This window comes from Kitasatospora sp. NPDC052868 (assembly GCF_044547105.1).
In the GTDB taxonomy this organism is placed as follows: domain Bacteria; phylum Actinomycetota; class Actinomycetes; order Streptomycetales; family Streptomycetaceae; genus Kitasatospora.
In genome coordinates this window covers 12,637-36,577 of the sequence record NZ_JBITZW010000027.1, presented here as the reverse complement: position 1 = coordinate 36,577, position 23,941 = coordinate 12,637, and the positions used below count along the sequence as shown (strand labels likewise).

The 23,941-nt window shown below is 74.3% G+C and carries 26 protein-coding genes; 15 read left to right on the top strand and 11 right to left on the bottom strand.

The genetic code is table 11. From position 1 onward, the window contains the following. Positions 1-45: 45 nt before the first annotated feature. Complete coding sequence (locus ACIGZJ_RS31460; RefSeq protein ID WP_396460472.1) at positions 46-1,506, bottom strand: pyridoxal phosphate-dependent decarboxylase family protein; 1,461 nt, start codon at positions 1,504-1,506, stop codon at positions 46-48. A 249-nt stretch (positions 1,507-1,755) separates the two neighbouring features. On the opposite strand from ACIGZJ_RS31460, the gene ACIGZJ_RS31455 reads away from it, so the two are divergent. After that, positions 1,756-3,273: a multicopper oxidase family protein gene (locus ACIGZJ_RS31455; protein ID WP_396460471.1), complete on the top strand. Its 1,518-nt coding sequence runs from the start codon at positions 1,756-1,758 to the stop codon at positions 3,271-3,273. Positions 3,274-3,444: 171 nt separating this feature from the next. Beyond that, positions 3,445-3,864, top strand: coding sequence for a GNAT family N-acetyltransferase (locus ACIGZJ_RS31450; RefSeq protein ID WP_396460469.1), 420 nt, complete (start codon positions 3,445-3,447; stop codon positions 3,862-3,864). Between the two features lie 151 nt (positions 3,865-4,015). On the opposite strand, the gene ACIGZJ_RS31445 is transcribed toward ACIGZJ_RS31450, so the two are convergent. The 3 genes from ACIGZJ_RS31445 to ACIGZJ_RS31435 form a co-directional block, all read right to left on the bottom strand. After that, positions 4,016-5,584: an FAD-binding protein gene (locus tag ACIGZJ_RS31445; RefSeq protein ID WP_396460468.1), complete on the bottom strand. Its 1,569-nt coding sequence runs from the start codon at positions 5,582-5,584 to the stop codon at positions 4,016-4,018. A 97-nt stretch (positions 5,585-5,681) separates the two neighbouring features. After that, positions 5,682-5,996: a hypothetical protein gene (locus ACIGZJ_RS31440; protein WP_396460466.1), complete on the bottom strand. Its 315-nt coding sequence runs from the start codon at positions 5,994-5,996 to the stop codon at positions 5,682-5,684. Between the two features lie 242 nt (positions 5,997-6,238). After that, positions 6,239-6,544, bottom strand: coding sequence for a cupin domain-containing protein (locus tag ACIGZJ_RS31435; RefSeq protein ID WP_396460465.1), 306 nt, complete (start codon positions 6,542-6,544; stop codon positions 6,239-6,241). A gap of 192 nt (positions 6,545-6,736) precedes the next feature. On the opposite strand from ACIGZJ_RS31435, the gene ACIGZJ_RS31430 reads away from it, so the two are divergent. The 3 genes from ACIGZJ_RS31430 (at position 6,737) to ACIGZJ_RS31420 (ending at position 8,145) form a co-directional block, all read left to right on the top strand. Then, positions 6,737-7,036 carry a YciI family protein gene (locus ACIGZJ_RS31430; RefSeq protein ID WP_396460464.1) on the top strand — a complete coding sequence of 100 codons (300 nt, stop codon included), beginning with the start codon at positions 6,737-6,739 and terminating at the stop codon, positions 7,034-7,036. Between the two features lie 92 nt (positions 7,037-7,128). Then, positions 7,129-7,665, top strand: coding sequence for a kinase (locus ACIGZJ_RS31425; RefSeq protein WP_396460463.1), 537 nt, complete (start codon positions 7,129-7,131; stop codon positions 7,663-7,665). Between the two features lie 153 nt (positions 7,666-7,818). Next, positions 7,819-8,145 (top strand): hypothetical protein, encoded by a 327-nt coding sequence (locus ACIGZJ_RS31420; protein WP_396460462.1) that lies wholly within the window; start codon positions 7,819-7,821, stop codon positions 8,143-8,145. Between the two features lie 73 nt (positions 8,146-8,218). On the opposite strand, the gene ACIGZJ_RS31415 is transcribed toward ACIGZJ_RS31420, so the two are convergent. Then, a complete protein-coding gene (locus ACIGZJ_RS31415) occupies positions 8,219-9,136 on the bottom strand; it encodes an MBL fold metallo-hydrolase (RefSeq protein ID WP_396460461.1) in 918 nt (305 codons plus the stop codon). A 133-nt stretch (positions 9,137-9,269) separates the two neighbouring features. Between ACIGZJ_RS31415 and ACIGZJ_RS31410 the strand changes: the two genes are divergently transcribed. Beyond that, positions 9,270-10,280 carry a cupin domain-containing protein gene (locus tag ACIGZJ_RS31410; RefSeq protein ID WP_396460460.1) on the top strand — a complete coding sequence of 337 codons (1,011 nt, stop codon included), beginning with the start codon at positions 9,270-9,272 and terminating at the stop codon, positions 10,278-10,280. Positions 10,281-10,374: 94 nt separating this feature from the next. On the opposite strand, the gene ACIGZJ_RS31405 is transcribed toward ACIGZJ_RS31410, so the two are convergent. After that, positions 10,375-10,761: a MerR family transcriptional regulator gene (locus tag ACIGZJ_RS31405; RefSeq protein WP_396460459.1), complete on the bottom strand. Its 387-nt coding sequence runs from the start codon at positions 10,759-10,761 to the stop codon at positions 10,375-10,377. A 61-nt stretch (positions 10,762-10,822) separates the two neighbouring features. Between ACIGZJ_RS31405 and ACIGZJ_RS31400 the strand changes: the two genes are divergently transcribed. Then, positions 10,823-12,106 (top strand): MFS transporter, encoded by a 1,284-nt coding sequence (locus ACIGZJ_RS31400; RefSeq protein ID WP_396460457.1) that lies wholly within the window; start codon positions 10,823-10,825, stop codon positions 12,104-12,106. Here ACIGZJ_RS31400 and ACIGZJ_RS31395 read toward each other — a convergent pair. Together ACIGZJ_RS31395 and ACIGZJ_RS31390 are read right to left on the bottom strand one after the other, a co-directional pair. After that, on the bottom strand, positions 12,103-12,480 hold the full coding sequence (locus tag ACIGZJ_RS31395; RefSeq protein ID WP_396460456.1) for an ASCH domain-containing protein: 378 nt from the start codon (positions 12,478-12,480) through the stop codon (positions 12,103-12,105). The genes ACIGZJ_RS31400 and ACIGZJ_RS31395 overlap by 4 nt on opposite strands. Before the next feature lie 119 nt (positions 12,481-12,599). Continuing rightward, positions 12,600-13,394, bottom strand: a complete 795-nt coding sequence (locus ACIGZJ_RS31390; protein WP_396460455.1) for a GNAT family N-acetyltransferase — start codon at positions 13,392-13,394, stop codon at positions 12,600-12,602. Between the two features lie 203 nt (positions 13,395-13,597). Here ACIGZJ_RS31390 and ACIGZJ_RS31385 point away from each other — a divergent pair, with 203 nt between their 5' ends. Next, positions 13,598-13,990 carry a ribonuclease gene (locus ACIGZJ_RS31385; protein ID WP_392935007.1) on the top strand — a complete coding sequence of 131 codons (393 nt, stop codon included), beginning with the start codon at positions 13,598-13,600 and terminating at the stop codon, positions 13,988-13,990. A gap of 457 nt (positions 13,991-14,447) precedes the next feature. Here the strand turns inward: ACIGZJ_RS31385 and ACIGZJ_RS31380 are convergent, their stop codons facing one another. Continuing rightward, positions 14,448-14,654 carry a hypothetical protein gene (locus ACIGZJ_RS31380; protein WP_396460454.1) on the bottom strand — a complete coding sequence of 69 codons (207 nt, stop codon included), beginning with the start codon at positions 14,652-14,654 and terminating at the stop codon, positions 14,448-14,450. Positions 14,655-15,122: 468 nt separating this feature from the next. Here ACIGZJ_RS31380 and ACIGZJ_RS31375 point away from each other — a divergent pair, with 468 nt between their 5' ends. After that, positions 15,123-16,199, top strand: coding sequence for a DUF397 domain-containing protein (locus tag ACIGZJ_RS31375; protein WP_396460453.1), 1,077 nt, complete (start codon positions 15,123-15,125; stop codon positions 16,197-16,199). Between the two features lie 172 nt (positions 16,200-16,371). On the opposite strand, the gene ACIGZJ_RS31370 is transcribed toward ACIGZJ_RS31375, so the two are convergent. Both ACIGZJ_RS31370 and ACIGZJ_RS31365 read right to left on the bottom strand, forming a co-directional pair. Then, entirely contained in the window at positions 16,372-16,968 is a 597-nt protein-coding gene (locus ACIGZJ_RS31370) for a hypothetical protein (protein WP_396460452.1), read from the bottom strand. Beyond that, the gene (locus ACIGZJ_RS31365) at positions 16,965-17,264 is read right to left on the bottom strand and encodes a hypothetical protein (RefSeq protein WP_396460450.1); all 300 of its coding nucleotides are present in this window, start codon (positions 17,262-17,264) and stop codon (positions 16,965-16,967) included. The genes ACIGZJ_RS31370 and ACIGZJ_RS31365 overlap by 4 nt, the downstream gene beginning before the upstream one ends. A gap of 192 nt (positions 17,265-17,456) precedes the next feature. Between ACIGZJ_RS31365 and ACIGZJ_RS31360 the strand changes: the two genes are divergently transcribed. From ACIGZJ_RS31360 to ACIGZJ_RS31335, 6 genes are all read left to right on the top strand, one after another. Then, on the top strand, positions 17,457-17,819 hold the full coding sequence (locus ACIGZJ_RS31360; RefSeq protein ID WP_392935014.1) for a hypothetical protein: 363 nt from the start codon (positions 17,457-17,459) through the stop codon (positions 17,817-17,819). 402 nt (positions 17,820-18,221) lie between these two features. Continuing rightward, positions 18,222-19,367, top strand: coding sequence for an aminotransferase class V-fold PLP-dependent enzyme (locus tag ACIGZJ_RS31355; protein WP_396460449.1), 1,146 nt, complete (start codon positions 18,222-18,224; stop codon positions 19,365-19,367). A 151-nt stretch (positions 19,368-19,518) separates the two neighbouring features. Next, positions 19,519-20,862 carry an ABC transporter substrate-binding protein gene (locus ACIGZJ_RS31350; protein ID WP_396460447.1) on the top strand — a complete coding sequence of 448 codons (1,344 nt, stop codon included), beginning with the start codon at positions 19,519-19,521 and terminating at the stop codon, positions 20,860-20,862. Then, positions 20,859-21,794 carry a carbohydrate ABC transporter permease gene (locus ACIGZJ_RS31345; protein WP_396460446.1) on the top strand — a complete coding sequence of 312 codons (936 nt, stop codon included), beginning with the start codon at positions 20,859-20,861 and terminating at the stop codon, positions 21,792-21,794. The genes ACIGZJ_RS31350 and ACIGZJ_RS31345 overlap by 4 nt, the downstream gene beginning before the upstream one ends. Next, positions 21,791-22,690 carry a carbohydrate ABC transporter permease gene (locus tag ACIGZJ_RS31340; protein ID WP_396460445.1) on the top strand — a complete coding sequence of 300 codons (900 nt, stop codon included), beginning with the start codon at positions 21,791-21,793 and terminating at the stop codon, positions 22,688-22,690. Before ACIGZJ_RS31345 ends, ACIGZJ_RS31340 begins: the two co-directional genes overlap by 4 nt. A 156-nt stretch (positions 22,691-22,846) precedes the next feature. Next, positions 22,847-23,893, top strand: a complete 1,047-nt coding sequence (locus ACIGZJ_RS31335) for a LacI family DNA-binding transcriptional regulator (RefSeq protein ID WP_396460444.1) — start codon at positions 22,847-22,849, stop codon at positions 23,891-23,893. The last annotated feature ends 48 nt before the right edge of the window (positions 23,894-23,941 follow it).

Here is a 23,941-nt window from a genome sequence, read left to right as displayed (position 1 = left end):
ACTCTCCTCGGTGGCGGCGCGGTGACGGCTCAGTGAGGTGACGGCTCAGTGCAGGGAGGGCTGGGGCAGGCTCTCGGCGGCCAGCCGCGTGACGCGCTCGTGCAGCAGGTCGAGGTGGTCCTCGGCCTCGGGCTTGATCAGGACGCTGCGCAGGATCCGCGCGGTGGCGGCGTCGGGCACCGCGTCGGGGTGGCGGCGGGTGAACGCGGCGGCGTCGGTGCGCAGCAGGCTCAGGTAGAGCGGGTCGTCCGGGCTGTCCATGCCGGCGCGCAGCATCCGCTCGCTCGCCGCGTCGACCTCCGACAGGTGCCCGGCGGCGCGGCTGCCGGGGCCGGTGGCGGGGCAGCCGGTCGGGCCGGCGACGGGCACCCCGTGCGGGCCGGTGGCGGGGAAGTAGGTGACGATGTCCAGCTGCGGGCTCTGGTAGAGCTTCAGCTCGGGGGAGCGCTTGATCAGCTCGGCCCAGCGCAGCGCGGCGCGGCGCCCGCCGGCCAGGACGGCGCCGAAGCCGTCCGCGGTGAGCGGCAGCAGCTGCAGGGTCAGCCACAGCGCGGCCGCCGAGGCGCCGGCCCGCGAGCACTCCAGGCTGATCTCGCCCAGGTGCAGCTCGGCGTCGGTGAAGTAGGTGTAGGGGGAGTCGTGCGCGAAGTGGCGCCCGATCCCGGGGTCGGCGAACAGCACCGCCCCGCAGCCGTAGGGCTGCAGGCCGTGCTTGTGCGGGTCGACGACCACCGAGTCGCAGCCGGCGATGGCCCGCCACGGGCGCGGGTCGATGCCCAGGCGCCGGGCGGGGTCCTCGGCCAGGGCCAGCAGCGCGAAGAACCCGCCGTAGGCGGCGTCCACATGGACCCGGGCGCCGTGGCGGCGGGCCAGGGCCACCACCTCGTGCACCGGGTCCACCGCGCCCAGGCCGGTGGTGCCGGCGGTGACGACGACGGTGCCGATCCGCCCGGTGGCCAGCAGCCGCTCCAGCGCGCCCGGATCCATCCGCCCGGCGCCGTCCACGGGCACGGCGTGGCCCTCGACGCCCAGCACGTGGCACATCCGGCTGTGCGTGTAGTGGCTCTCCGCGCTGTAGGCGATGCCGCGCCCGGGGTGGCACTGGCGGGCCACGTACAGGGCCTCCAGGTTGGCGATGGTGCCGCTGCTGGTCAGGTGGCCCACGTGCGCGGGCAGCCGGAACATCGCGGCCAGCGCGGCCACGCACTCGCGTTCCATGTCGTTGGTGGCGGGCCCGCCCTCGTAGGCGTGGTTGTTGGGGTTGAACTGCATCGCCGTCACATAGCCCACCTGCGCGGCCGGGTGCGGCGGTTTGACCATCTGTCCGACGTAACGGGGATGGAAGAACGGGTAGTTGTGCTCCATCCGCTTGGCGAACCGCTCGAAGACGGGGGCGAACTCCTCATCGCCCACCTGGTGCGAGGGGTGCGCCCGCCAGGGGCCGAACCGCTCGCCCCACCGCTCGGCGACCTCGACCGCGCGGGGCAGCCAGTACCGCAGGTCCACGTTTCGACCCTTCCTCGAGGGCTCTTCGACTCCTTCCCGAGTACCGTGACGCGCCCACCGCAACCCCCGCGCAACACGCCCAGCTCACCCGCGCCGCCCAGGGGCCCGCCCCCGGGGCCTCGGGCGCGGCCGGTGCCGGCCTCAGCGGGACTCAAGCGGCGCGCAGGCGCCCGCTGTTGCAATCGCCTCGGAGCGGGCCGCAGCCGGGCGGCCGGCGCACGCCCACGCGCACCGCGTGCAGGAGGACCGATGGTGACCAGACGCAGGATGATCGGCGCCGCCCTGGCGAGCGGGGCGGGGGTGCTGGTCATGCGCTCCACCCTGCACCCGGCGGCCACCGCCACCGCCGCCGACGGCACGGCCGGCGCCGACGCCATGGCCGGCATGGGCGGCATGGACGGGGCCGGCGGCATGGACGGGGCCGGCGCGGGCACGGCCGCCCCGGTGCTCCCGTTCACCACCGCGATGCCGATCCCCCCGGTGCTCAGCCCCGCCTCCACCGACGGCGGCGCCGACACCTACACCGTCACCATGCTCAAGGTCCGCACCCGCATCCTGCCCGGACGCCTGACCGAGGTCCTCACCTACAACGGCAGCTTCCCCGGCCCCACCATCCGGGCCCGCTCCGGACGCAGGGTGGTCATCAAACAGGTCAACCGCCTCGACGAGCCCGTCTCCGTCCACCTGCACGGCGCCCGCGTACCCGTCGACAGCGACGGCGGCCCGATGAACCTCATCAACCCCGGCGCCGCCAAGACCTACACCTACCCCAACGACCAGCCCCACGCCCCCCTGTGGTTCCACGACCACGCCCACCACCTGGAGTCCGAACACGTCTACCGCGGCCTGTCCGGCTTCTACCTGCTCACCGACGAGACCGAACGCGCCCTGCCGCTGCCCGCCGGCCAGTACGAACTGCCCATCGCCCTGCGCGACGCCCGCTTCGACGACGCCGGCCGCCTCGTCTACCAGATGGACGACCCCTTCAACCGCACCACCATCCTCGCCAACGGCCGCCCCTGGCCCTACGTCGAGGTCGCCGCCCGCAAGTACCGCCTGCGCCTGCTCAACTCCTCCAACCTGCGCTTCTTCTCCCTGCGCCTGGCCGACGGCGGCCCGATGACCCTGATCGGCACCGACGGCGGCCTACTGGAACGCCCCTTCACCACCGACACCGTCGACCTCTCACCGGGCGAACGCGCCGACGTCGTCATCGACTTCTCCCGCTACCCCATCGGCACCCGCCTCGTCCTGCAGAACACCCTGCCCCCCGGCCCCGCCGAACTCACCGGCCAGGTCCTGCGCTTCGACGTCGTCCGCGCCGCCTACGACGCCAGCTCCGTACCCGCGCGGCTGCGCACCCTGCCCCCGCTCGCCGCGCCCACCGCACAGCGCACCGTCGTCCTGCGGATGGACGAGGACGGACGGGCCAACCCGCAGGCCACCATCGACGGCCGCGTCTACGACGAGAACCGGGTGGACACCCGCATCGCGTTCGGCGCCAGCGAGGTGTGGACGGTCACCAACGCCAACCAGCTGGTGCCGCACAACTTCCACCTGCACCTGGTGCAGTTCCGCGTCCTGGAGCGCAACGGCGCCCCCGCCGGCCCGGCCGAGGCGGGCCTGAAGGACACCGTGCGCCTGCTGCCGGGGGAGACGGTCCGCCTCCAGGCCACCTTCGACTCCTACCGCGGCCGCTACCCCTACCACTGCCACCTCCTCGACCACTCCGCGATGGGGATGATGGCCCAGATGGAAATCACCTGACGAATCCGGCGAACCGTCAACACCCCTGCCCCGAAAGGCCGGGCGGCCGGGCGCGCTCAGGCCCCGGTCGCCCGGTCGCCCGGCGCGCCGGCCAGGTTCGCGTCCAGCAGCCCACCGGCACCCCCTCCCCGGCCTCCCTGCCAATCGCGCCCCACCCGTACCATGTAACCTATGAACACCATCAGCAACCCTTACGAGCTGCGTTCCGGCGTGCCCGACGTCGACACCTTCCGCCGCCTGCGCACCGGCGCCGGCATGAGCGACCGGCCCGCCGCGGCGGTGGCGGCCGGACTGCCCAACACCTGGTACGGCGTCACCGTGCACCACGAGGGGCGCACCGTCGGGATGGGGCGGGTGGTCGGCGACGGCGGGTCGGTCTTCCAGATCGTCGACGTGTGCGTCCTGCCCGAGCACCAGGGCCGGGGGCTGGGCCGGCGGATCATGGCCCGGCTGACCGCGGAGCTGGAGAGCCGCGCGCCCGCCGGGGCGTACGTGTCGCTGATCGCCGACGGACCGGCCCACCACCTGTACGCGCAGTACGGGTTCACCCCGACCGCCCCCCGCTCGGCGGGCATGCACCGGCTGGTCTGAACCCGGTCCGCCGAAGAATCCGGCACCGGCGGCCGCCCTCACCGGCGGCGCCCTGCGGGTCCCGGCACGCGCCAGGCCACCGGCCGGCCCCGGGCCGACCGGCACCCGGGCCCCACCGCACCGCCCGGTGACCGGGCAGAGCCCCGCCCGCTCAGGCGTGGATGCGCTGGCCCGGCGTGAGGATCCCCGCCGGGTCCCAGCGCCGCTTGGCCGCCACCAGCGCCGGCCAGCGCCGCCCGTAGTGGCGCCGCCAGTCCTCGCGGCCCATCCGCGGAACCGCACCCACCAGGTACCGCTTGCCGCCCAGCGCCACCGCCCGCTCGTACAGGCGCCGGTTGCGCTCCAGCATCGCGGCCACGTCCGCACCCGGCGCGGGGAAGGCCAACAGGTCGAAGTGGAAGCCGACCGGCTCCTCGGGCACCATCGCGAACGGACGGGTGAACCGCTCGGCCGCGTACGGGTAGAACAGCAGGATCCCCGCCCCCAGATGCTCCGGCGTCAGCTCCCGCGCCGCCTCCCGCATGAACGCCCCCGCCGTGGACGCCGGCAGGAACAGGCTCAGCCACGGCTTGGGCAGCCCCCAGAACCCCGCCGCCTTCAGGTACCCGGCGAACGCGTCCACCCGGAACGCGTACGCGCGGAACTCCTGGTCCACCACCACCGTCTCCCCGGCCACGTGCCGAAGCCCCTGCAGCAGCGCCTCGCGGTCCGGCACCGCGCCCCCGTCGTACAGGGCCACCGCCTCGATCCGGTACCGCCACGCGCTCCCCGCCGCACCGCGCAGCGCCTCCCCGACCTGCAGGTCGAACCGGCCCTCGGCCATCAGCCGCTCCTGGTCGCCCAGATACGCCGCCAGATCGTCGTAGAACAGGCTGAACACCAGCGCCCGCTCCCGCGCCGGCACCAGCCGCAGCGTCGCCCGCACGATGATCCCCACCTGCCCGCCGCCCGCCAGCGCCGCCTCGAACAGCTCCCGCTCGCAGTTGGCCGAGGCGGTGACCAGCCGCCCGGTGCCGGTCACGATGTCGATCGACTCCACCGTGTCCGCCTGCAGCCCGTAGCGCTGCACACCGCCGCCGATCCCGCCCACGCTCAGCGTCCCGCCCACCGACAGGTGCAGATAGTCCGTCAGACACGGCGGCATCCACCCCTGCGCCAGCGCGGCGTCGGTCAGCCGCGCCCAGGTGACGCCCGCCTCCACCACGGCCCGCCCCGGGGCGATGGACACGATCCGGTCCAGGCCGCGCGCGTCGACGGCGACGCCCCCGGGCGCGGTGGCCTGGCCGTAGCTGGAGTGCGACTCCAGGCCCTCCCCGCCGGCGCCCGCCTCCCCGCTCTGGCCGTTCATCGCGACCGGGATCCGGTGGCGGCGCGCGAAGTCCACCATCGCCACCACGTCCCGGACCGAACCCGGCCGCAGCACGGCCCGCGGCGCGGCGGCCACCAGGTGTCCGAAGTCCCCGGCGAAGCCCTCCAGGACGGCGGGGTCGACGACCACGCTCCCATCCAGCGCCGGCAGCGCGGCCACCGACCCCGCGCCCCCGCCGTCCGCGGCTGCGCCCCCGCTCCCGTCCCCGCCCGCGCTCCCGTCCCCGCCCGCGCTCCCGTCCCCGCCCGCGCCGCCGGTGACCGCCCAGGACCGGCCGACGGTGTTCCAGCCCACCACGGCCGCCGCCAGGCCGGTGATCAGACCGCGGCGCGAAACTGCCGACGTACTCATCCAGAATCTCCCGATCAATCGTCAAATAGCCAAAGTTCTACCGCAATCGGCACGTGTACGGGCAGCCCCCGCGCCCGGACCGGGCCCGCAGCCGGGCTCACAGCCCGGCCCGCTCCGCCCGCAGGGCCTCCACCGCCCGGCCGAGCACCCTCGCCCGGAACGGGTTGCCCTCCTCCAGCGCCCCCGCCACCGCGACCGCCTCCTCCAGCAGCGCCAGCCGCGCCTGCGGCAGGTCCCGCACCTGCGCCGAGCGGGCCGCCTCCAGCAGCACGTAGGCGAGCTTGGACCCGTACACCGCCGCATCGGCCTGCGCCAGCAGCCGGTACGCCGCCAGCCCCCGCGCTCCGCGCACCACCCGCCGGTCCGCGCTCAGCAGCAGCACCCGCGCCCGCAGCACCATGTCCTGATCCACCGGTCGACCCATCGCCGTTCCCCCTGCCTCGTCCGCACCCTCCCCGGCGGCCGGACAGCACGACGCACGCGCCGCCACCCGCACAGGGGTGACGGCACGCGGGCCGGGGGAGTGGATGACGAGAAGTCTGCGGCCGCCGCCCCGCCCGGACAAGGCCGCACCGGCGTGCGCTACGTCCTACCGCCGACACCCCTGAGCTGGCATGATGGTGCCTGACACGCTGCCAGGGGAGCGAAAAACGCTCAGCCGGCCGGCGCCTCCACGATCACCAGCGTGCCCCGGCTGCCCGGCCCGACGGCGTGGCGCACCCCCGCCTCCACCACGTACAGGCCGCCCGGGCCCACCGGCACCACCGCGCCCTCCACGACCAGCTCCAGGCGGCCGTCGAGCACCAGCAGCACCTCCGCCTGCTCGTGCCACTCCTCCTCCACCGGCATCGCGTCCATCCGCAGGACCTTCACCTCCGCCGACCCCACCCGCGCCAGCACCTGCGAGCACCACGCCCGCGCCAACCCCGCCGCAGCCTCCGACACCCCGACCGCACCCATGGCACACCCCTCCGGCGGACCCCCGCCACCGGGGACCCGCACCGCTCGAACCGACGAATGGACCGGACGCTACCGAAGCCGCCGGCCCGGTTGGTCGACCGTTTGGCAAAACCTCCCGGCAGCCGTTCCCGGCCCGACCCGTTCCCCGCCCCCGCCCCGCCGTGGGCCGGGCCCGGCCGCTAGCCTGACGCCATGTTCGTCCTGGAACTCACCTACACCGCGCCGCTGGACCGCATCGAAGCCGTCCTCGGCGAGCACATCGCCTGGCTGCGCGAGCACTACGAGGCCGGCACCTTCCTCGCCTCCGGCCGCAAGGTCCCCCGCGACGGCGGCATCATCCTCGCCACCGGCCAGGACCGCGCCGCGATCGAGGAGATCACCCGCACCGACCCCTTCACCCGCGCCGGCCTCGCCGACTACACCGTCACCGAGTTCCTCGCCACCACCACCGCCCCCGCCCTGGACGCCTACCGCCAGCAGCCGCCGTCCTGACCAACCGCCACCCCGGGCAACGGCCGTCCTGACCAACGGCCGTCCCGGGCAACCGCCACCGGCCCCAGGGCGCCCCCGCTACCGTGGAGGGCGTGACAGGAAGCCCCCACACCGTCCTGGTGGTGCTGCGCGGCAACAGCGGCTCCGGCAAGTCCAGCATCGCGGCCGCCCTGCGCCAACGCCACGGCCGCGGCCTCGCACTCGTCGCCCAGGACACCCTGCGCCGCACCGTCCTTCGCGAACGCGACACCCCCGGCGCGGCCAACATCGGCCTGATCGACACCGTCGCCCGCTACGCCCTCGACCACGGCTACCACACCGTCGTCGAGGGCATCCTGACCACCGGCCACTACGCCGACATGCTCACCCGCCTCGCCGCCGACCACCGCGGCCGCACCCGCCTGTACTACCTCGACATCCCCTTCGAGGAGACGCTGCGCCGCCACGCCACCCGCCCGCAGGCCGCCGACTTCACCCCCGAGGAGATGGCCGCCTGGTACCGCGAACGCGACCTGCTGCCCGGCGGCGCCGAACACGTCTTCACAGCGGACAGCACCCTGCAGGACACCGTGCAGCGGATCCTCGACGACACCGCCCTCGCCCCGCCCGGCCACCGGCCCCTGCCTTAGCGCCCGACCACCCCGCCCCTGCCCTGCCCTGACCGACCGTCACGGCCGCGGCCGCCGAACCGCCGGGTACGGCGGCCCCCGGGCGGGTAGAACCCGCAGGTGACAGGGGCGGGCCGACCGGCCCCGCCCGGCGCACCACGAGGGGAAGTGGACATGGCCACCGAGGAACAGCACCCCGTCACCGAGGCGATGGGGGAGAGCGGCAAGCCGCTGAACGAGGCCCTGGAACGCCTCACCGCCCTGCCCCGCGACCGCCGCCCCCGCCCGGCCGAGGAGCCCGCCCTGCTGGCCTCCTTCGCCGAGCCCGTCGAAACCCTGCGCCGGCTCACCGCCGCCCTGTCCGACCTGGCCCACCGCCCCGACACCCGGACCGCCTTCCACTTGGCCGCCGAGGACCTGGCCCGCGCGGTGGCCCGGCTGCGCGAGGCGGAGCGCAAGGCCGCCGAGGACAACCGCCGGGACCTCCCCGACTCGCCCTGACCCACCGCAGGCGGGCGCAACACCCCAGGCCGGCCCGGCCCGGGCCACCCCACCCGGCCCGGACCGCCCCTCCTCACACGGCCCACCGCGCGATCTCGAACCCCGCACCGCGCCGCCGCACCTGCGCCGCCCCCGCACCACCGAAGTGCGCCGGAACCACCAACTCCCGCTCGTCCGCAGCCCGTTCCAGCACCCGGCGCCGACTGGCCGCCGCCCCCGCCTGGTCCTCGCAGAAGCAGCTGTTGCACCCCGGCTCCAGAATCTGCACCGGACTGTGCAGCAGATCCCCCACGAACACCGCCCGCTCCCCGCCCGAGGACACCCGCAGCACCGACGACCCCGGCGTATGCCCCGGCGCCGACTCCAACACCAGGTTCCCGTCGATCCGGTGGCCCCCCTCCCACAACCGCGCCTGCCCGGCCCGGTGCACCGGCTCGATGCTGTCGGCGTACATCAACCGCCGCTCCTCCCAGTGCAGCCGCCCCTGCCCGTCCGCCGGCGCCTGCCGCTCGCCGTAGCGCCCCTGCGGCCCGTAGGCCGCGTCGTCCGCCGCCGGGAACAGGTACGTCGCGTTCGGGAACGCCGGCACCCACTCACCACCCGCGTCCACGGTGTTCCACCCCACATGGTCGGCGTGGAAGTGCGTGTTCACCACCACGTCCACATCCCCCGGCGCGATACCCGCCCGCGCCAGACGCCCCAGGAAGTCCCCCTGCCGGTCGTGGAAGTGCGGACTGGCCGGCCGGCTGCGCCCGTTGCCCACCCCCGTGTCCACCAGCACCGTGCGCCCCTCGCTGCGCACCACCCAGGTCTGCATCGCGGCGACGTAGCCGTCGCTCTGCGGCTCCCAGTGCCCGGGCGCCAGCCACTCCTCGTTGTCCCGCCACACCTGCGCCCCGACATCCGGCACGATCCTGGAGACCGGGCCGAACGTCCCCTGCCACTCCACGACCCTGACGATCTCCACGTCCCCGAGCACGATCGGTTCCACGGCCCCTCCGGCTTTCCCTGGTTTCGGCAACTGCCCCCACCCTAGGAGCGGGCTGGTGAGCCGATCAATGCCTGTCAGGCTCTTGCCGATACGAGAGCGGCTCACCACGGCGGCGAACGGCTACCATCGGCGCATGGACGTGGTCAGCGACGCGATAGCGGCCGTGCGGATCGGCCGGCCCTCCTCCAACCGCCTGCGGGTGCACGGCGCCTGGCGCGCCCGCATCCCCGCCTACGACGGCGCGGGCTTCCACGTCGTGCTGGCGGGCGGCTGCTGGCTGCTGCCCGACGGCGGCGCCCCCCTCGTCCTGGGCCCGGGCGACGCCGTCCTTCTGCCGCACGGCACCGGCCACGTCCTGGCCGACGCCGCGCTCGACGCCGAGGCGGCCGCGAACGCCACCCCGATCGACCAACTGCTCACCCCCGCCCGCCCGCAGGCCCCCGCCGACGGGGATGCGCCCGCCGACGCCGATCCCGACGATCCCGACGTCGGGGCGGCCGAGCTGCTGTGCGGCAAGTACCGCCTGGACCACAGCCGCACCCACCCGCTGATGGCCGAACTGCCCGACGTCGTCCACCTGCCCAACCGCCTCGGCCGCCACCCCGAACTGCGCGCCGCCGTCGACCTGTTGGGCGGCGAACTGGCCGCCGACCGGCCCGGCGGGGCGCTCGCCGTCCCCGGCCTGATCGACCTGCTGCTGGTCTACATGGTCCGCGCCTGGCTCACCCGCGAACCCGCCACCCGGCCCGCCCAACCGCCCACCGCCCAACCATCCACCGCCCAACCCGCCGGGGCCCGTTGGCCCGCCGCGCTGCACGACCCCGTGGTGGCCGCCGCCCTGCGCGCCGTGCACGAGGACCCGGCCCACCCGTGGACCACCGACCGCCTCGCCGAGCGGGCCGGCGTCTCCCGCGCCACCCTCACCCGCCGCTTCACCGCCCTGGTCGGCAGCCCCCCGATGGCCTACCTCACCTGGTGGCGCCTGACCCGCGCCGCCGCCCTGCTACGCGACACCGCCCACCCCCTGGAGGCCGTCGCCCGCCGCGTCGGCTACAGCACCCCCTACGCCCTCTCCCACGCCTTCACCCGCCTCTTCGGCACCACCCCCGGCCGCTACCGCACCGGCGCCACCCGCCCGGCGTGACCCGAAAGAGAGGACGCCTAGGAGCGTGGGTCGGTAACGGGCAACCCGCCGAGTGGTCGGGATCGGTGGGAAGCGGTTGCCTCGGAGGAGCCGATCAGGTATCCGTGGCGGGTGAGCTGGCCAGGAGTCCGCAGTCGGTGAAGTTCATGCAGCCGCAGGCGAGGCAGGCCGCGACCGCTTCGCGCAGCTGCTGGGTCTGCTGGACGACGCGGTCGAGTTCGGGGAGCTTGCGCTCGGCCAGAGCCCGCCACTGGCGGGTGGCGCCCTGGCTGGTGTCACTGTCCAGCAGCCGGCGGATCTCAGCCAGGGTGAACCCCGCGCGCTGCGACATCCGGATCAGCGCGATCCGCCGCAGGGTGGCGGCAGGCCACACCCTGCGTCCGCCTTCGCGGCGCGCGGCGGGCAGGAGCCCCAGGCTCTCGTAGTAGCGCAGGGCCGAGGCCCGCATGCCCGACTGGCGCGCCAGCTCCCCTATGCCCACGTATCGCACCGCATCGCCCGTCGTTTGACTTCAAGCGCGCTTGAACCGCTTGCCTGGCCACATGATCTCAGCACGCCTGCTCCGTCGGCTGCCCCAAGCGTACCGACCGCTCTTCGCCCACCGCCCGTTCCGGCGCCTGCTGCCCGCACTAGCGATATCCGACCTCGGCGACGGGATGAGCATGGTCGCGGTGGCATGGCTGGCGGTACAGATCTCCCCGCCCGGCGCGCGCGGCCCGCTGATCGGAGCCGCAGTCGCCGCCTACATCCTGCCGGGCGCCATCGGCGCACTGCCGCTGGGCCGATGGCTGCGCTCCCTTCCCGCACCGCGGCTGATCCGCGCGAACGCCTGGACACGCGCTCTCTTCCTCGGCTGCATCCCCCTCGCGTGGGCGCTCGGCATACTCCACCCCGCCCTCTACCTCACGCTGCTCGCGGGCTCATCCCTCCTGCACGCCTGGGGCGGCGGTGCCAAGTACGCTTTGGCCGCCCAAGTCCTCCCCGCCGAGCAGCACCTGGCGGCCAACGCACTGCTCAGCACCAGCACCTGTGCGTCCACGATCGTCGGCCCAGCACTCGCCGGAGTCCTCGCGGCGGCAATCGCCCCGGCCTGGATCATCGGCCTGGACGCCCTGTCCTTCGCCGCACTGGCCCTCCAGAGCGCGCGCCTGGGCGAGCCGGATACTCCGGCGCCCGCCGGGCCGGCCCCCGACATCCGACCGGGCGAAGGCCTGCGCCTCCTACGCGCCCGGCCCGAACTGCTCGGCCTACTCGCGGTGACCTGGCTGTTCAACCTGTTCTACGGCCCCGTCGAAGTTGCCCTGCCCCTGTTCGTCGCCCAAGACCTCCACGCCGGCGCGGGGGCCCTCGGCCTGTACTGGGCCGCATTCGGCATCGGAGCGGTCACCGGCACCCTGGCCGTCGGCACCCTGCGAAACCTGCCGCTGTGGCCGGTCCTGCTGTGCATCATCGCCGGTCACGGCCTGGCCATGCTGCCCTTCGGACTCCACGCACCAGCAGTGTTCTCCCTCGGGGGGTTCGCCCTGGGCGGTGTGATCTACGGCCCCTACAGCGCCCTGGCCTTCAAACTGTTCCAGGACCACACCCCGGCAACCCTCCTCACCACCGTCCTCGCCCTGCGCGCGTCCGTCCTACTGACAGCGTCACCCGTCGGCGCGGCACTGGGCGGACCCCTCACCACCGCCCTGGGGGCCCGCCAAGTGCTGACCGGCACAGGCATCGCCATGATCTTCGTCGCCGCCTGCGTTGCAGCACTACGGATCCGCAGCACGAAACGGCACCGGATCCGCACCCGCGCACTCCCAGTTAGCGACCCACGCTCCTAGGGCTTGTCGACCAGCCGGAAGGCCAGGCAGGCCACGGCGGTGTCGTCCTCGACCCTGCTGCCCAGGCGCTGCCAGTAGCCGCGGTGGCCCGCGCGCCACTCCTCCAGGGACGCGTCACCCTCGCCCTCGGCCGCGGCGTGCTCCCAGCCCACCTCGCCGAAGGGCCGCACCTCCACCGCGGTGATCTCGACGGTGGCGACCGGGCGGCCGAGCCCGTCCAGCAGAACCAGCCGCTCGCCGACGTGCTCCAGCTCCTCGCCCTGCTCGGCGTACTCCCGGAACAGACCGGTGGTCGTGGTCTTCGCCCCGCTCAGCACCAGGGAGTTCAACCAGGTCCGCATCCCGTCCGGGGTGCCCAGCTCAAGGGAGCGCATGCCGTCGATCCGTGGCCACACCGCCGTACCGCCCTTACCCGGCGCCCGCCGGCTCGAAAGGGGCCTGCTGCGCCCGAGCGTAGCGGCCCGCCCCCGTGGCCGCCGCTCGGTGCGCGTGCTCAGCGTGCGCTGAACACGGCCTCCTCGAAGGCCTCGGAGACGGCGAAGCCCAGCCGCTCGTACAGCCCGCGGGCGGTGGCGTGGTGGGCGTGCACGTTGAGCCCGATCCGGTCGACGCCGTCCTCGCGCAGCAGGCGGCACAGCTGCGCGACGCACGCCCCCGCCGCGCCGCGCCCGCGCGCCGACGGGAGGGTGGCCACGTTGCCGACCACGGCCACCCGGTGGGCGGGGGAGTACACGTGCACCCCGGCGACGGCCGTCAGCACGCCGTCCGCGTCGCGCACCCCGGTGTACCGCCCGGTGGCGAGCATCCGCTCGTCGAACCAGTTGCCCGGATAGGCGGCCGCGAACAGCGCCAGCACCTCCGCCAGATCGCCGCTGTCCAGGGTCCGCGGCAGCCACCCGCCGTGCGGGTGCGCCGACGCGGCGTCCGGGTCGGTCAGCGCCATCCGCACCAGCGCGTCGCGGTGCTCCACCGTGTACGCCGCCGACAGCACCCCGCCCGCGCCGCCGGTCAGATGGGCTGTGAACCGCCGCGGCAGCACCGGCAGCATCGCCCGCAGCAGCTCCTCCAGCGCCCCCGCCTGCCGCGGCCGCGCGAACCCCAGCACGGTCGGGATCTCTCCGACCCCGTACACCAGGGCCACCGGCCCCTCGCCGCCGGCCAGCGCGTACCACGTGGTGTGCGGCCACAGCAGGTCGTCGAGGTCGCCGAGCTCCATCATGTGCAGCGCCGGATCGCGCTCGAACCGTGCGGCCAGGACGGCTTTGTCATGCAGGGTGATCAGGGACATCCGGTCACCCTACGACCCGGGCCTACGACCTCGCCCACCCGGATCCGCACCGGCCCGCACCGGTCCTCCCCGCCCGCCCGGCCCCCGGTCCGCGGACCGCCGTGCGTACGGATCAAGTCGCCCGGCCGTGCTGCCGGTTACCCCCGGGTGAAGACTCGCGACGCCCCTTCCGACCAGCCCCGACAGCTGGCCACACTGTTGTCATGACCAGAACTCTACGCGCGTGGAAGACGCGCGCCGCCGCCGTTGCCGCCGTCACCCTGCTGACCCTGGCGCCCGCCGCGGTCGCCACCGAGGCCCACGCCGCCGTCAGCGGCACGGTGTGCCTGTCGGCGCTGCCGTCCCAGGCCGACCACACCCTCGACCTGATCGCCGCCGGGGGCCCGTTCCCCTACTCCCAGGACGGCATCGTCTTCCAGAACCGCGAGCGCGTCCTGCCCGCGAAGTCCTCCGGCTACTACCACGAGTACACCGTCGTCACCCCCGGGTCCCCCACCCGCGGCGCCCGCCGCATCGTCACCGGCCAGGCGTACCACGAGGACTACTACACCGCCGACCACTACGCGACGTTCCGCCGGGTCGACTTCGCCTGCTGACCCGCCCCTGCGCCGCGGTTCCGGCCCCTGCGGTACCCGTCCCCCGGACCGTCCTGCCCGGACCGTCCTGCCCGGACCGTCCTGCCGGGACCGGCCCGCGATGCCTGGCGCCGGTTCGTCCGGCGGTCGTCCGAGGCGGGGCGCAACCTGCCTTCCGGCTGGAGCCGTTGGCCGGGTCCGGCCCCGTCCGTCTCGCCGGGGGTGTGCGTGGCGGACGGGGCCCGACTGCACGTCCTCGGACGGTCGTTGCGGCCGGGACGGGGGCCGACGGCGCCGACGGTCCAGTCGTCGGCGCAGTCTTTTTATGCGGCGCGCACGGCAGCGCCGACAGGTGCCGAACGCGGCCACGGGCCAGGACCATTGGAGACAGGCCCCCAGACGACGTGGACGGCCGTGATCGGCCGCGTGAGAACCGGCCGCAGCCGTCGGCCGGTTCGCGCCGCCCGTCCGTACGGGTTCACGCGGCCACCGGCAGGGTTGCCCGCCTCTTCCGTCCGCAGACCATGACCGGCGGTTCGTCGGGGTGCCGTTCCCGGTAGCCGGGCGGGAGCACGATGCCGAACCTGCCGCAGCGGCACACCCAGTCGGGTACGTCGCTGTCCGTCACCGTGCCGGTCAGGGTGACCGGCCTGCCGCACTCGCACGTGGGGGGATCCTTGCTCACTTCTGCGCCTTTCGCCTGAGAGGTGCTGTTGCGCCTTCGACGAGTGCTGCGGTGCTCGCCACTCCGCCGCCGAAGACGGAGCCGAACGCCATGACGAACACCGGCATCAGGGCGCCGGCCTCGGAGGCGCCCCGCTCGGATTCGCCGGCTCAGGCTTCGAGACGGCCGTCAGGGGCTCGACCCGGTCCGGGTCGGTGGTCCACTCGCACCCGCCCCCGACCGGCCGCAGATGGACCAATCCGCCGTACGTGCCCATGTACTCGCCGACACGTCCGGACCGCCGGTCGCGCACCTGTTCCCGCCGCTTCGGGGTGTAGATCGTTCCCACCACCGCCGCCCTTCGTCGTCGCTGTGCGCTATCCAGCTTCGACTCCGGGTAGCCGAAGGGGTATACCTGACCGCACGACAGAAGTGCTGTCCTGAATTGATCGAGACAGCCCCAACTGTCCTGAATGACAGGAGGATTACGTGGCAGGACGACCGGCGTCGAAGCGGACGCTCACCCCTGAGGCCTGGGCTTGGCTGCTTCAGAACACCCGGCTGCGCGCCGGCTACAACTCCGGCGCCGCGCTCTCCCGGGCGCTGACCCTTGATGACAGCTACGTGCGCAAGTTCGAGTCGCTGGAGAGGCAGCCGCCCAGGGACTTCGCCGAACGGTGTGACGTCCTGCTTCGGACCGACGGGCAACTTGTCGCCGCGTGGGATGACGTCGACTGGACGACCGCCCCGGATCACCCCGACTGGTTCAAGTTCTTCGCGGGGCTCGAAGCGCGGGCCTCCCAGGTCCGCGAGTACAGCAGCCGCCGGGTTCCGGGACTGCTTCAGAGTCCGGCGTACGCGCGCTCGCTGTTTAGGTTCGCCCAACCCCATGCCGACCACGACACCATTGAGCGAGGTGTTCGCGCTCGAATCAGCCGACAGGCCAGGTTCCTGGCCGCGTCGGGCCCGCTGCTGATTGTCGTCTTGGATGAGGGCGTCATCCGGCAACACGTGGGCGGCAGGGTAGTGATGCGTGACCAACTGCAACGGTTGATCGACCTTCCGGCCCAGAATCCGAATATCGTCGTTCAGGTCGCCCCCTTCGAGCTGGGCGAACGAACCGGGGCCGTCGGAGGCTTCACTCTGCTTGAGCTGCCGGACGGCGAACGCTGGGCCTACTCGGAGAGCATGAGCCGCGGCCACGCTGTCAACGATCCGGCGACGATAGAGCGGCACACCCGGGCCTATGATCGGCTTCGGGCAGTCGCGTTGTCGGCACCGGACTCCGCCCGCTTGATCACAAGTGCCTTGAGGGAGCTGGTCAACGTGACTCCAACCGGACCCATCGCCGTCAACTGGCACCCGCCGCGCAGTTGGAAGACGAGCACATACAGCGAGGGCGACGGCGGTCAGTGCATCGAAGTCGCTACCAACGTCGCCCAGGTCGAAGACGCGGTTCCCGTGCGGGACAGCAAGGACCGCAGTGGCCCGGAGCTGGGGTTCTCCCCTGCCGGGTGGTCGGCCTTCGTCTCCGCAGTGCAGGCCGGGGAGTTCGGCACCGTCTGACCCGGCGATGCGCGAGGCCGCCGCCCCGACCGCCCGCTGGGGGAGGACAGGACGGGGGCCGTCGTGGTGCCGCCGAGGGATCGGCCGGAGAGAACGTTCGCCCGTTCCGCTGTTCCATCTGCCGCACGGGGATGCCGGTCGACGCCCGGACCCGACGCGATGTGACGTGCCGTCAGCTCTTCGCTGGGCTGAGCGGGCGCTTGTAGTAGCGCCACGGGAACCAGCCGGCGCCGACCGGGATCCAGCCCTCGGCCTCCATCCGGCGCTGGCGCCCGGCGGAGGCGAGGGTCACCCGGCAGTGCTCCCAGGGCCGGTCGGACAGCTCCACCTCGTGGTGGAGCGCGCCGTAGCCGATCAGGTGCCAGCCCATCCGGCCGGCCTCCGCCAGCGCGGCCATCTCGTTGACGGCCGACAGCGGGCTGAGGATGCGGCGCTCCGGGGCGCCCGGCAGGTAGGGGGAGGCCGCGCTCGGGAGGGCGTCCGCGGGCTTGTCCGCGAAGCGCTGCTGGGCCGCCTGGCGGCTCACCCCGAGGACGCGGCCCACCGCGTCCCAGCTGTGGCCCGAGGCCCGGGCCCCCTGGACGGCCTCGCGCAGCAGGCGCCCGGCCTCCTCGGCGCCGACCCGGGAGGCGTCGACCAGCCGCAGGTAGCCGTCGGAGTCGTGCTCCAGGGACTCGGCCAGGCCCTCGGGGGCGCCGAGGACGGCCGCCGCGATGCCCTCGCGGATGCGGGCGGCCTCCTGCGGGCCGAGGAACGCCTCGCCGCTCATCGCCGCACCCCGTCGGCGGCAACGGCGGTGGCGGGCAGGGGGAGGAGGGCGTCGAGCACGGCCTCGTCGCGGCGGGCGCGCTCGGCGCCGGCGTTCGCCCGGGCGGCCAGCGCGCCGACGGCGGCGATGAGCGCGAGGTCCACGGCGGCCAGCGCGGCCGTGGCGGGGGTGCCGAGCCGGTCGGCGAACACCGCGGTCAGGGCGGGCAGGCCCACCGCGAGCGGGAGAGCCGCGGCCAGCGGCGTGACGGCGGGGGGCGTGGTCCCGGGAAGGCCCTGGGGCTTCGTGATCAGCATGTGTCAAGGAAACCTTGACGCAGGCTCACTTGTCAAGGATTCCTTGACGCCCCGTCGGCGCCCCCGTCGGCGCCTCCGTCAACGCCCTGGCTGGCGCCCCGCACCCTGTCATCCGTCAGGTACGACGGGCCGCCGCCGCCCTCCTACAGTGCTGACAACCGGCCAAAACGGCCGCAACGGAGGGAAACACCCATGCGCAGGACGATTCGGGGCGTTGCCGCCCTCGCCATCGCGGCGGCCGCCGTGCTGAGCGTCGACACCACCGGGGCCCAGGCCGCCGACGGCAGCTGGGACGGCTGTCCGTACGGGGCGGTCTGCATCTACCCGCAGGACTCGCCCACCGGCTCGCCGACCGACGTCTTCTGGAGCTACGGCGCCCACAACCTCAGCAACCAGAACGGCTGGCACTGGGTGCTCAACAACCAGTCCGGCGGCGCCCACGCCCACCTGTGCACCGGCTACAACGGTGCCGGCTGCAACTACGACATGGCCGCCCAGAACGGCGTCTACGCCGACCTCACGCCCATCAACTCGATCACCCTCGACCGCCCCTGACCGGGCGCCCGCCGGGCCCGGTCCACGGTCGCGGGGGAGTGGACCGGGCCCGGCGGGGCCCCCTGGGCGCCCCGCGCACCCGCCCTTCCCGCACCCGCCCCGCCCGGCGCCATCCGGCACCGCCCCGCGCCGCCCGGCCCCGCCCGGCACCGCCCCGCACCGCACGCAGCCGCCGTGGACCCGCCCACGGCGGCTGCGCGACCATGCACCATAGCAATGTGAAATGGCACTGACAAGACGTTCGTCGCGCACGGTAACGGAAGGATCTCGAAGGCCCGCGCCGCCGTGCGCGGCCCTTGACGACGCCGCGAGGGCGGGCGTTTGCTGTGACCCACTCGTTCGGGACTGTTCGGTTCTGCTGGGTTTTGTGTGTTTGAACGTTCAAATCGAAGGAATGGCGCCATGTCGGAACGGACCGTCCAGGAGTACCTGCAGCAGTTCGACGAACCCTCCGGCTACCTGGACTTCGCCCGGTTCGGACCGGTCTCCGCCCGGGTGCGCGAGGTGCTGGTCGGCGCGGCCTCGGCGATCCACCACCGGGGCTGGGACGCGCTGGCCGCCCTGGACGCGGCGACGGGGGAGTGCGCCCGCACGGCCGCCGGGCTGCTCGGCTGCGCACCCCACGAGATCGCCTTCGTCGGCTCCACCTCGCACGGCATGTTCGCCGCCGCCCACGCCTTCGGCGCCCCCGCCCCCGCCCCCGCCCCCGCCGCAGGCCCGGGCCCGGGCACGGTGCTGGCGAGCCGGGCGGACTTCCCCGGCGCCCTCTACCCCTGGCTGCGCGCGGCCGGCAACGGGGGCCTGGCGGTGCGCCTGATGGACGGTCCGATGACGGCGGACGCGGTACGGGCCCAACTGGACGAGGGGGTGCGCGCGGTGTCGGTGTGCGCGGTGGACGCCGCGACCGGGTTCCGGGCGCCGCTGGCGGCCATCAAGGAGGTGATCGGCCCGCGCCGGGTGCTGGTGGTGGACGCGGTCCAGGCGCTCGGCGCGGTGGACCTCGAATCCGACGCCGCGGACGTCCTCGCCTCGGGCGGCCAGAAGTGGCTGCGGGCCGGCTGGGGCGCGGCGCTGCTGCTGGTGCGCGACCGGGTGGCCGATCTGCTCGAACCCGGACTCGGCGGCTGGTCGGGCGTCCTGGACCCGATCGACGCGCCCGACCACCCGCGCCCCGCCCGCCCCGGCGCGATCGCGCACACCCTCACCAACCCCGACGGCCCGGCCGTCGCCGCGCTGGGCGCGGGACTGGCCCTGGTCCGCGACACCGGGATCGAGCGGATCGCCGCCCTGATCGACGGGGCCCTCGACGCGCTGCTCGACGCCGCCCGCGCCGCCGGCGCCCGCACGCCCGGCGCCACGGGCAGCGGCATCGCCCGCTTCCGCCTGCCCGGCGCCGACCCGCAGGCCGTCCACGACGTGCTGACCCGGGCGGGGCTCGCCACCACCCTGCGCGGCGGCTGGATCCGGCTGTCGCCGCACGCGAGCACCGACCCGAAGAGCGCCGCCGCCCGGCTCTCCGAGGCCCTGCACGCCGCCCGCGCCGCCTGACCCGCCGCCACCCTCCGTCACCACCCCCGCGCCCGACCCCGGCGCCCCGGCGCGACCCCCCCCGCCACAGCCACCCCCGCCACAGCCACCCCGCCCCCGGCGGCCCCCCGCCCGGCGAACCGACCCGCACCACCCCTCAGGAAGGAATGCCATGTCACACCTTTCCCGCCGCGACCTCCTGCGCGCCTCCGGAGCAGGACTGTTGGCCCTGACCGCGGGCGGCGCCCTGTCCGCCTGCTCCGGCTCCGACTCCGCGGGCACCGCCGGCGGTGACGGCGCCACCGGCACCGTCACCGTCTGGTCCTGGACCTCCGCCGCCACCGCGCTGCGCGCCGTCGTCCCGGCCTTCGAGAAGGACAACCCCGGGATCAAGGTCGACGTCCAGGACGTCGGCGAACCCGCCATCTGGGACAAGATCACCGTCGGGCTCGCCGCCGGCGGCCAGGGCCTGGCCGACGTCCTGCACATCGGCTGCGACTACCTGCCCGGCTACCTGGAGAAGTTCCCCGGCGGCCTCGCCGACCTCTCCGCCCTGGGCGCCGACGCCCACAAGGACAAGTTCGTCCAGGGCCTGTGGCCCACCGTCAGCGGCAAGGACGGCCACGCCTACGCCCTGCCCTGGGAGGTCAACCCCCTCGGCTTCTTCTACCGCAAGGACCTCTTCGACAAGGCCGGCCTCGACCCGGAGTCCATAGCCACCTGGGACGACCTGATCGCCGTCGCCGACCGCTTCAAGGCCGCCAACCCCGGCGTCGCCCTGCTCGGCATCAACAAGCCCGGCACCCCCGACGTCGACGTCAACTTCCTCCAGGCGCTGATGCAGCTGCAGGGCGGCTTCTACTTCAACCTCAAGGGCGACATCACCCTCTCCTCCCCGCAGGCCGTCAAGGCGATGACCGTCCTCAAGCGCCTGGACGAGGCCGGACTGGTCGCCGACTCCGCCGGCGACCACGGCTGGTCCAACCTGGTGAAGGACAACAAGGTCGCCGTCGCCCCCCTGGCCGCCTGGGCCGCGCACTACCTGGAGACCAAGTTCCCCGACCAGAGCGGCAACTGGCGCCTGGCCCGGCCCCCGGCGGTCACCCCCGGCGGCAAGCGCGCCGCCATCGTCAACTCCACCAACCTGGCCGTCGCCGCCTCCAGCCCCCGCCGCGTCGCCGCCTGGAAGTTCGTCGAGTACGCCCTGACCCGCCCCGCCCCGATGAACGCCATGTTCGCCGCCGGCGGCGTCTTCCCCGCCCTCAGCGCCGCCTACAGCGACCCCGTCTTCGCCGCGCCCAGCGCCTTCTACGGCGGCCAGCCCGTCCTGAAGACCTTCGCCGACCTGCTCACCGAAGGCGCCGACGCCACCAACTACTCCGGCGACTACGCCCGGGCCCTCAAGCTCGCCGGCGACGTCCAGGTCAAGGTCCTCGTCAAGGGCACCGACCCCGCCACCGCACTCCAGGACGCCGCTAAGCAGCTCGCCCAGCAGACCGGACGCCCCCTCGCATGACCACCACCACCGCCCCGCCCGCCCCCGCACCCGGCGCCACCCGCACCCCCCTCCCGGCCGCCCACCGCCGCGCCCGACTGCGCCGCAAGGCCCTGCCCTACCTCCTGCTCGCACCCGCCCTCGCCACCTTCGCCGCCTTCAAGGCCTACCCGATCGTCTCCTCCTTCCTGCTGTCCCTGACCACCGGATCCGGCGCCGCCACCCACGGCGCCGGAGCGGCCAACTACCGCCGCCTGCTGCACGACCCGCTGTTCTGGACCGCCCTGCGCAACACCGCCCGCATCCTCGCCGTCCAGGTCCCGCTGATGCTCGCCCTCGCGCTCGGCATGGCCGTCGCCCTCAACTCCGCCCTGGTGCGCTGGCGCACCGTGTGGCGCCTGGGCGTCTTCATGCCCGCCGTCACCGGACTCGTCGCCACCGGCGTCATGTTCGCCTTCCTCCTCAACACCAAGGACGGCGCGGTCAACCACCTCCTGAAGACGCTCGGCCTGCCCGCCGTGGACTGGCTCGGCAGCCCCTTCTGGGCCCAGATGGCCGTCGTCCTCGTCCTCACCTGGCACTACACCGGCTACAACGCCGTCATCTACCTGGCCGGCCTGCAGGGCATCCCCAAAGAGCTCTACGAGGCCGCCATGATGGACGGCGCCGGAGCGCTGCGCCGCTTTCGCTCCGTCACCGTGCCCGCACTGCGCCCCGTCCTGCTGTTCACGGTCGTGCTCTCCACCATCGGCACCCTCCAACTCTTCGACGAGCCCTACGTCCTGACCCACGGCGGCCCGGACAACGCCACCCTCACCGTCTCGATGTACCTGTACATGAACGGCTTCCGCTACTTCGACTTCGGCTACGCCTCCGCCATCGCCTACGCGCTCACCCTGCTCGTGTCGGTGCTCGGCGCGGTCCAGATGCGCCTGATGGGAGAACGCCGTTGAGCGCCACCGCCGCGCCCCCGACCCCCGCACCCCCCGCCCCCGAACCCCCCACCGCCACCGCCCCCGCACCCCTGCGCCGGCGACTGCGCGGCTGGCCGCTGACCATGGTCCTGGCGGCCGCCACCGGCCTGTCCGTCGGCCCCTTCTCCTGGCTGGTGCTGGCCGCCACCCGCCAGGGCGTCGAGATCTTCGCCTGGCCGCCCAAACTGCTGCCCGGCGGCCACCTCGGCGACAACCTCGACCGCCTCCAGGCCAAGATCGGCCTGGGCCGCGTGGTCTTCAACTCCCTGGCCATCTCCGCACTCCAGACCGCCGGCGCGCTGGTCGTCGCCCTGCTCGCCGGCTACGCCTTCGCCAAGTTCCGCTTCCGCGGGCGCACCGTGCTGTTCGCCCTCCTGCTCTCCACCCTGGTGGTGCCGGAACAGGTCATGCTGGTACCGCTGTTCAAGATGATGATGTCCTTCGGCCTGCTCGACAGCTACCAGGCCGTCGTCCTGCCGGGCCTGTGCGTGCCCTTCGCGATCTTCCTGATGCGCCAGGCACTGGACGGCATGCCCGACGAACTCCTGGACGCCGCCCGGGTGGACGGCGCAGGGGAGTTGCGGGTGCTGTGGAGCGTGGTCGTCCCGGTCATGCGACCCGTCCTGGCCGCCCTGGCGATCTTCCTCTTCCTCGGCTCCTGGAACCAGTTCGTCTGGCCGCTGATCGCCCTGCGCAGCCCCGAGATGCACACCCTGCCGGTCGCCCTGGCCACCCTCCACGGCAACGAGAGCACCACCGACTACGGCGCGATCCTCACCGGCACCGCCCTGTCGACCCTGCCCATGATGGTCCTCTTCCTGGTCCTCCAGCGGCAGTTCATCTCCGGCCTGCTGGCCGGCGCCACGAAGGGCTGACCCCGCCGACCCCCGCCGACCCCGCACCCCACCCGCACCCGCACCCGACCCCGCAGCCCACCCGCACCCGACACCCCGCCCCGCAACGGGCCCCGGCACCCCGGGCCAGGCAGGATGCACACCACACGCCCAGCCCAGCCACCCACCGGAGCACCGATGACCCAGGGACCGCGCCCGCCGCGCCGCGCCGCCACCACCATCGAGGAGGTCGCCCGCGCGGCCGGCGTGTCCCGCCAGACCGTCTCCAACACCCTCAACGCCCCCCACCGCGTCCGCCCCGACACCCTCGCCCGGGTCACCGCCGCCATCGACCGCCTCGGCTACCGCCCCGACCAGTCCGCCCGCTCGCTGCGCACCGGCGAGCGGCGCACCATCGGCTACCTCGCCCCGGTGGACGACCCCTTCGACCCCAACCCGCTGATGGCCGGCTTCCTGGAGGCCCTGGTGGACGCGGCGGGCGCCGAGGGCCACCGGGTGCTGCTCTTCCGCCCGCCGCCGGGCGCCCGCGACGCCCGGGCGGCGATCGACGACCTGGTGGCGGCCCGCCAGGTGGACGGGCTGGTCCTGGCGGACGTGCTGGAGGAGGACGCCCGGATCGCCCACGTCGCCCGGGCGGGCGTGCCCTTCGCCGCCTTCGGCCGCACCGGGGCGCAGCAGCCGCAGCACTGGGTGGACATCGACAACGGCGCCGCGATGGCCGAGGTGGCCCGGCACCTGGCGGCGCTCGGCCACCGGCGGGTCGCCTTCGCCTCCCCGGCGGCGGACCTGCCGTGGCTGGCGGCGCGCCGCGAGGGCTTCCTCGCCGAGGCGCGCCGGCTGGGCCTGGAGGTGCTCTCGCCCCCGCCCGCGGCGCCGGGCGCGCCGGCCGTCGCCGCGCTGCGGGCACTGCTGCGCGGTGCGCAGCGGCCCACGGCGGTGGCGGCCGGATCCGACCTGCCGGCCCTGGACGTCTACGAGGCCGTGCGCGCGGAGGGCCTGACGGTGGGGGGAGCGGCGCTCGGCGGCGACGTCGCGGTCACCGGCTTCCACGACACCCCGCTGTGCCGTCACCTGCACCCCGCGCTGACCTCGGTGCGCCTGCCGCTGCGGGCGATCGCCGCGGCGCTGGTGCGGGTGCTGCTGGCGCAGGTGCGCGGGCGGGCGGCGGCGGACGCCGGGCTGGTGCTGGCGGCCGAGCTCGTGGTGCGCGACAGCTCGCGGTGAACCCGGGGCCGGGCCGCCCGCCGGCCGGCCCGGTCCCGGTCCCGCGGC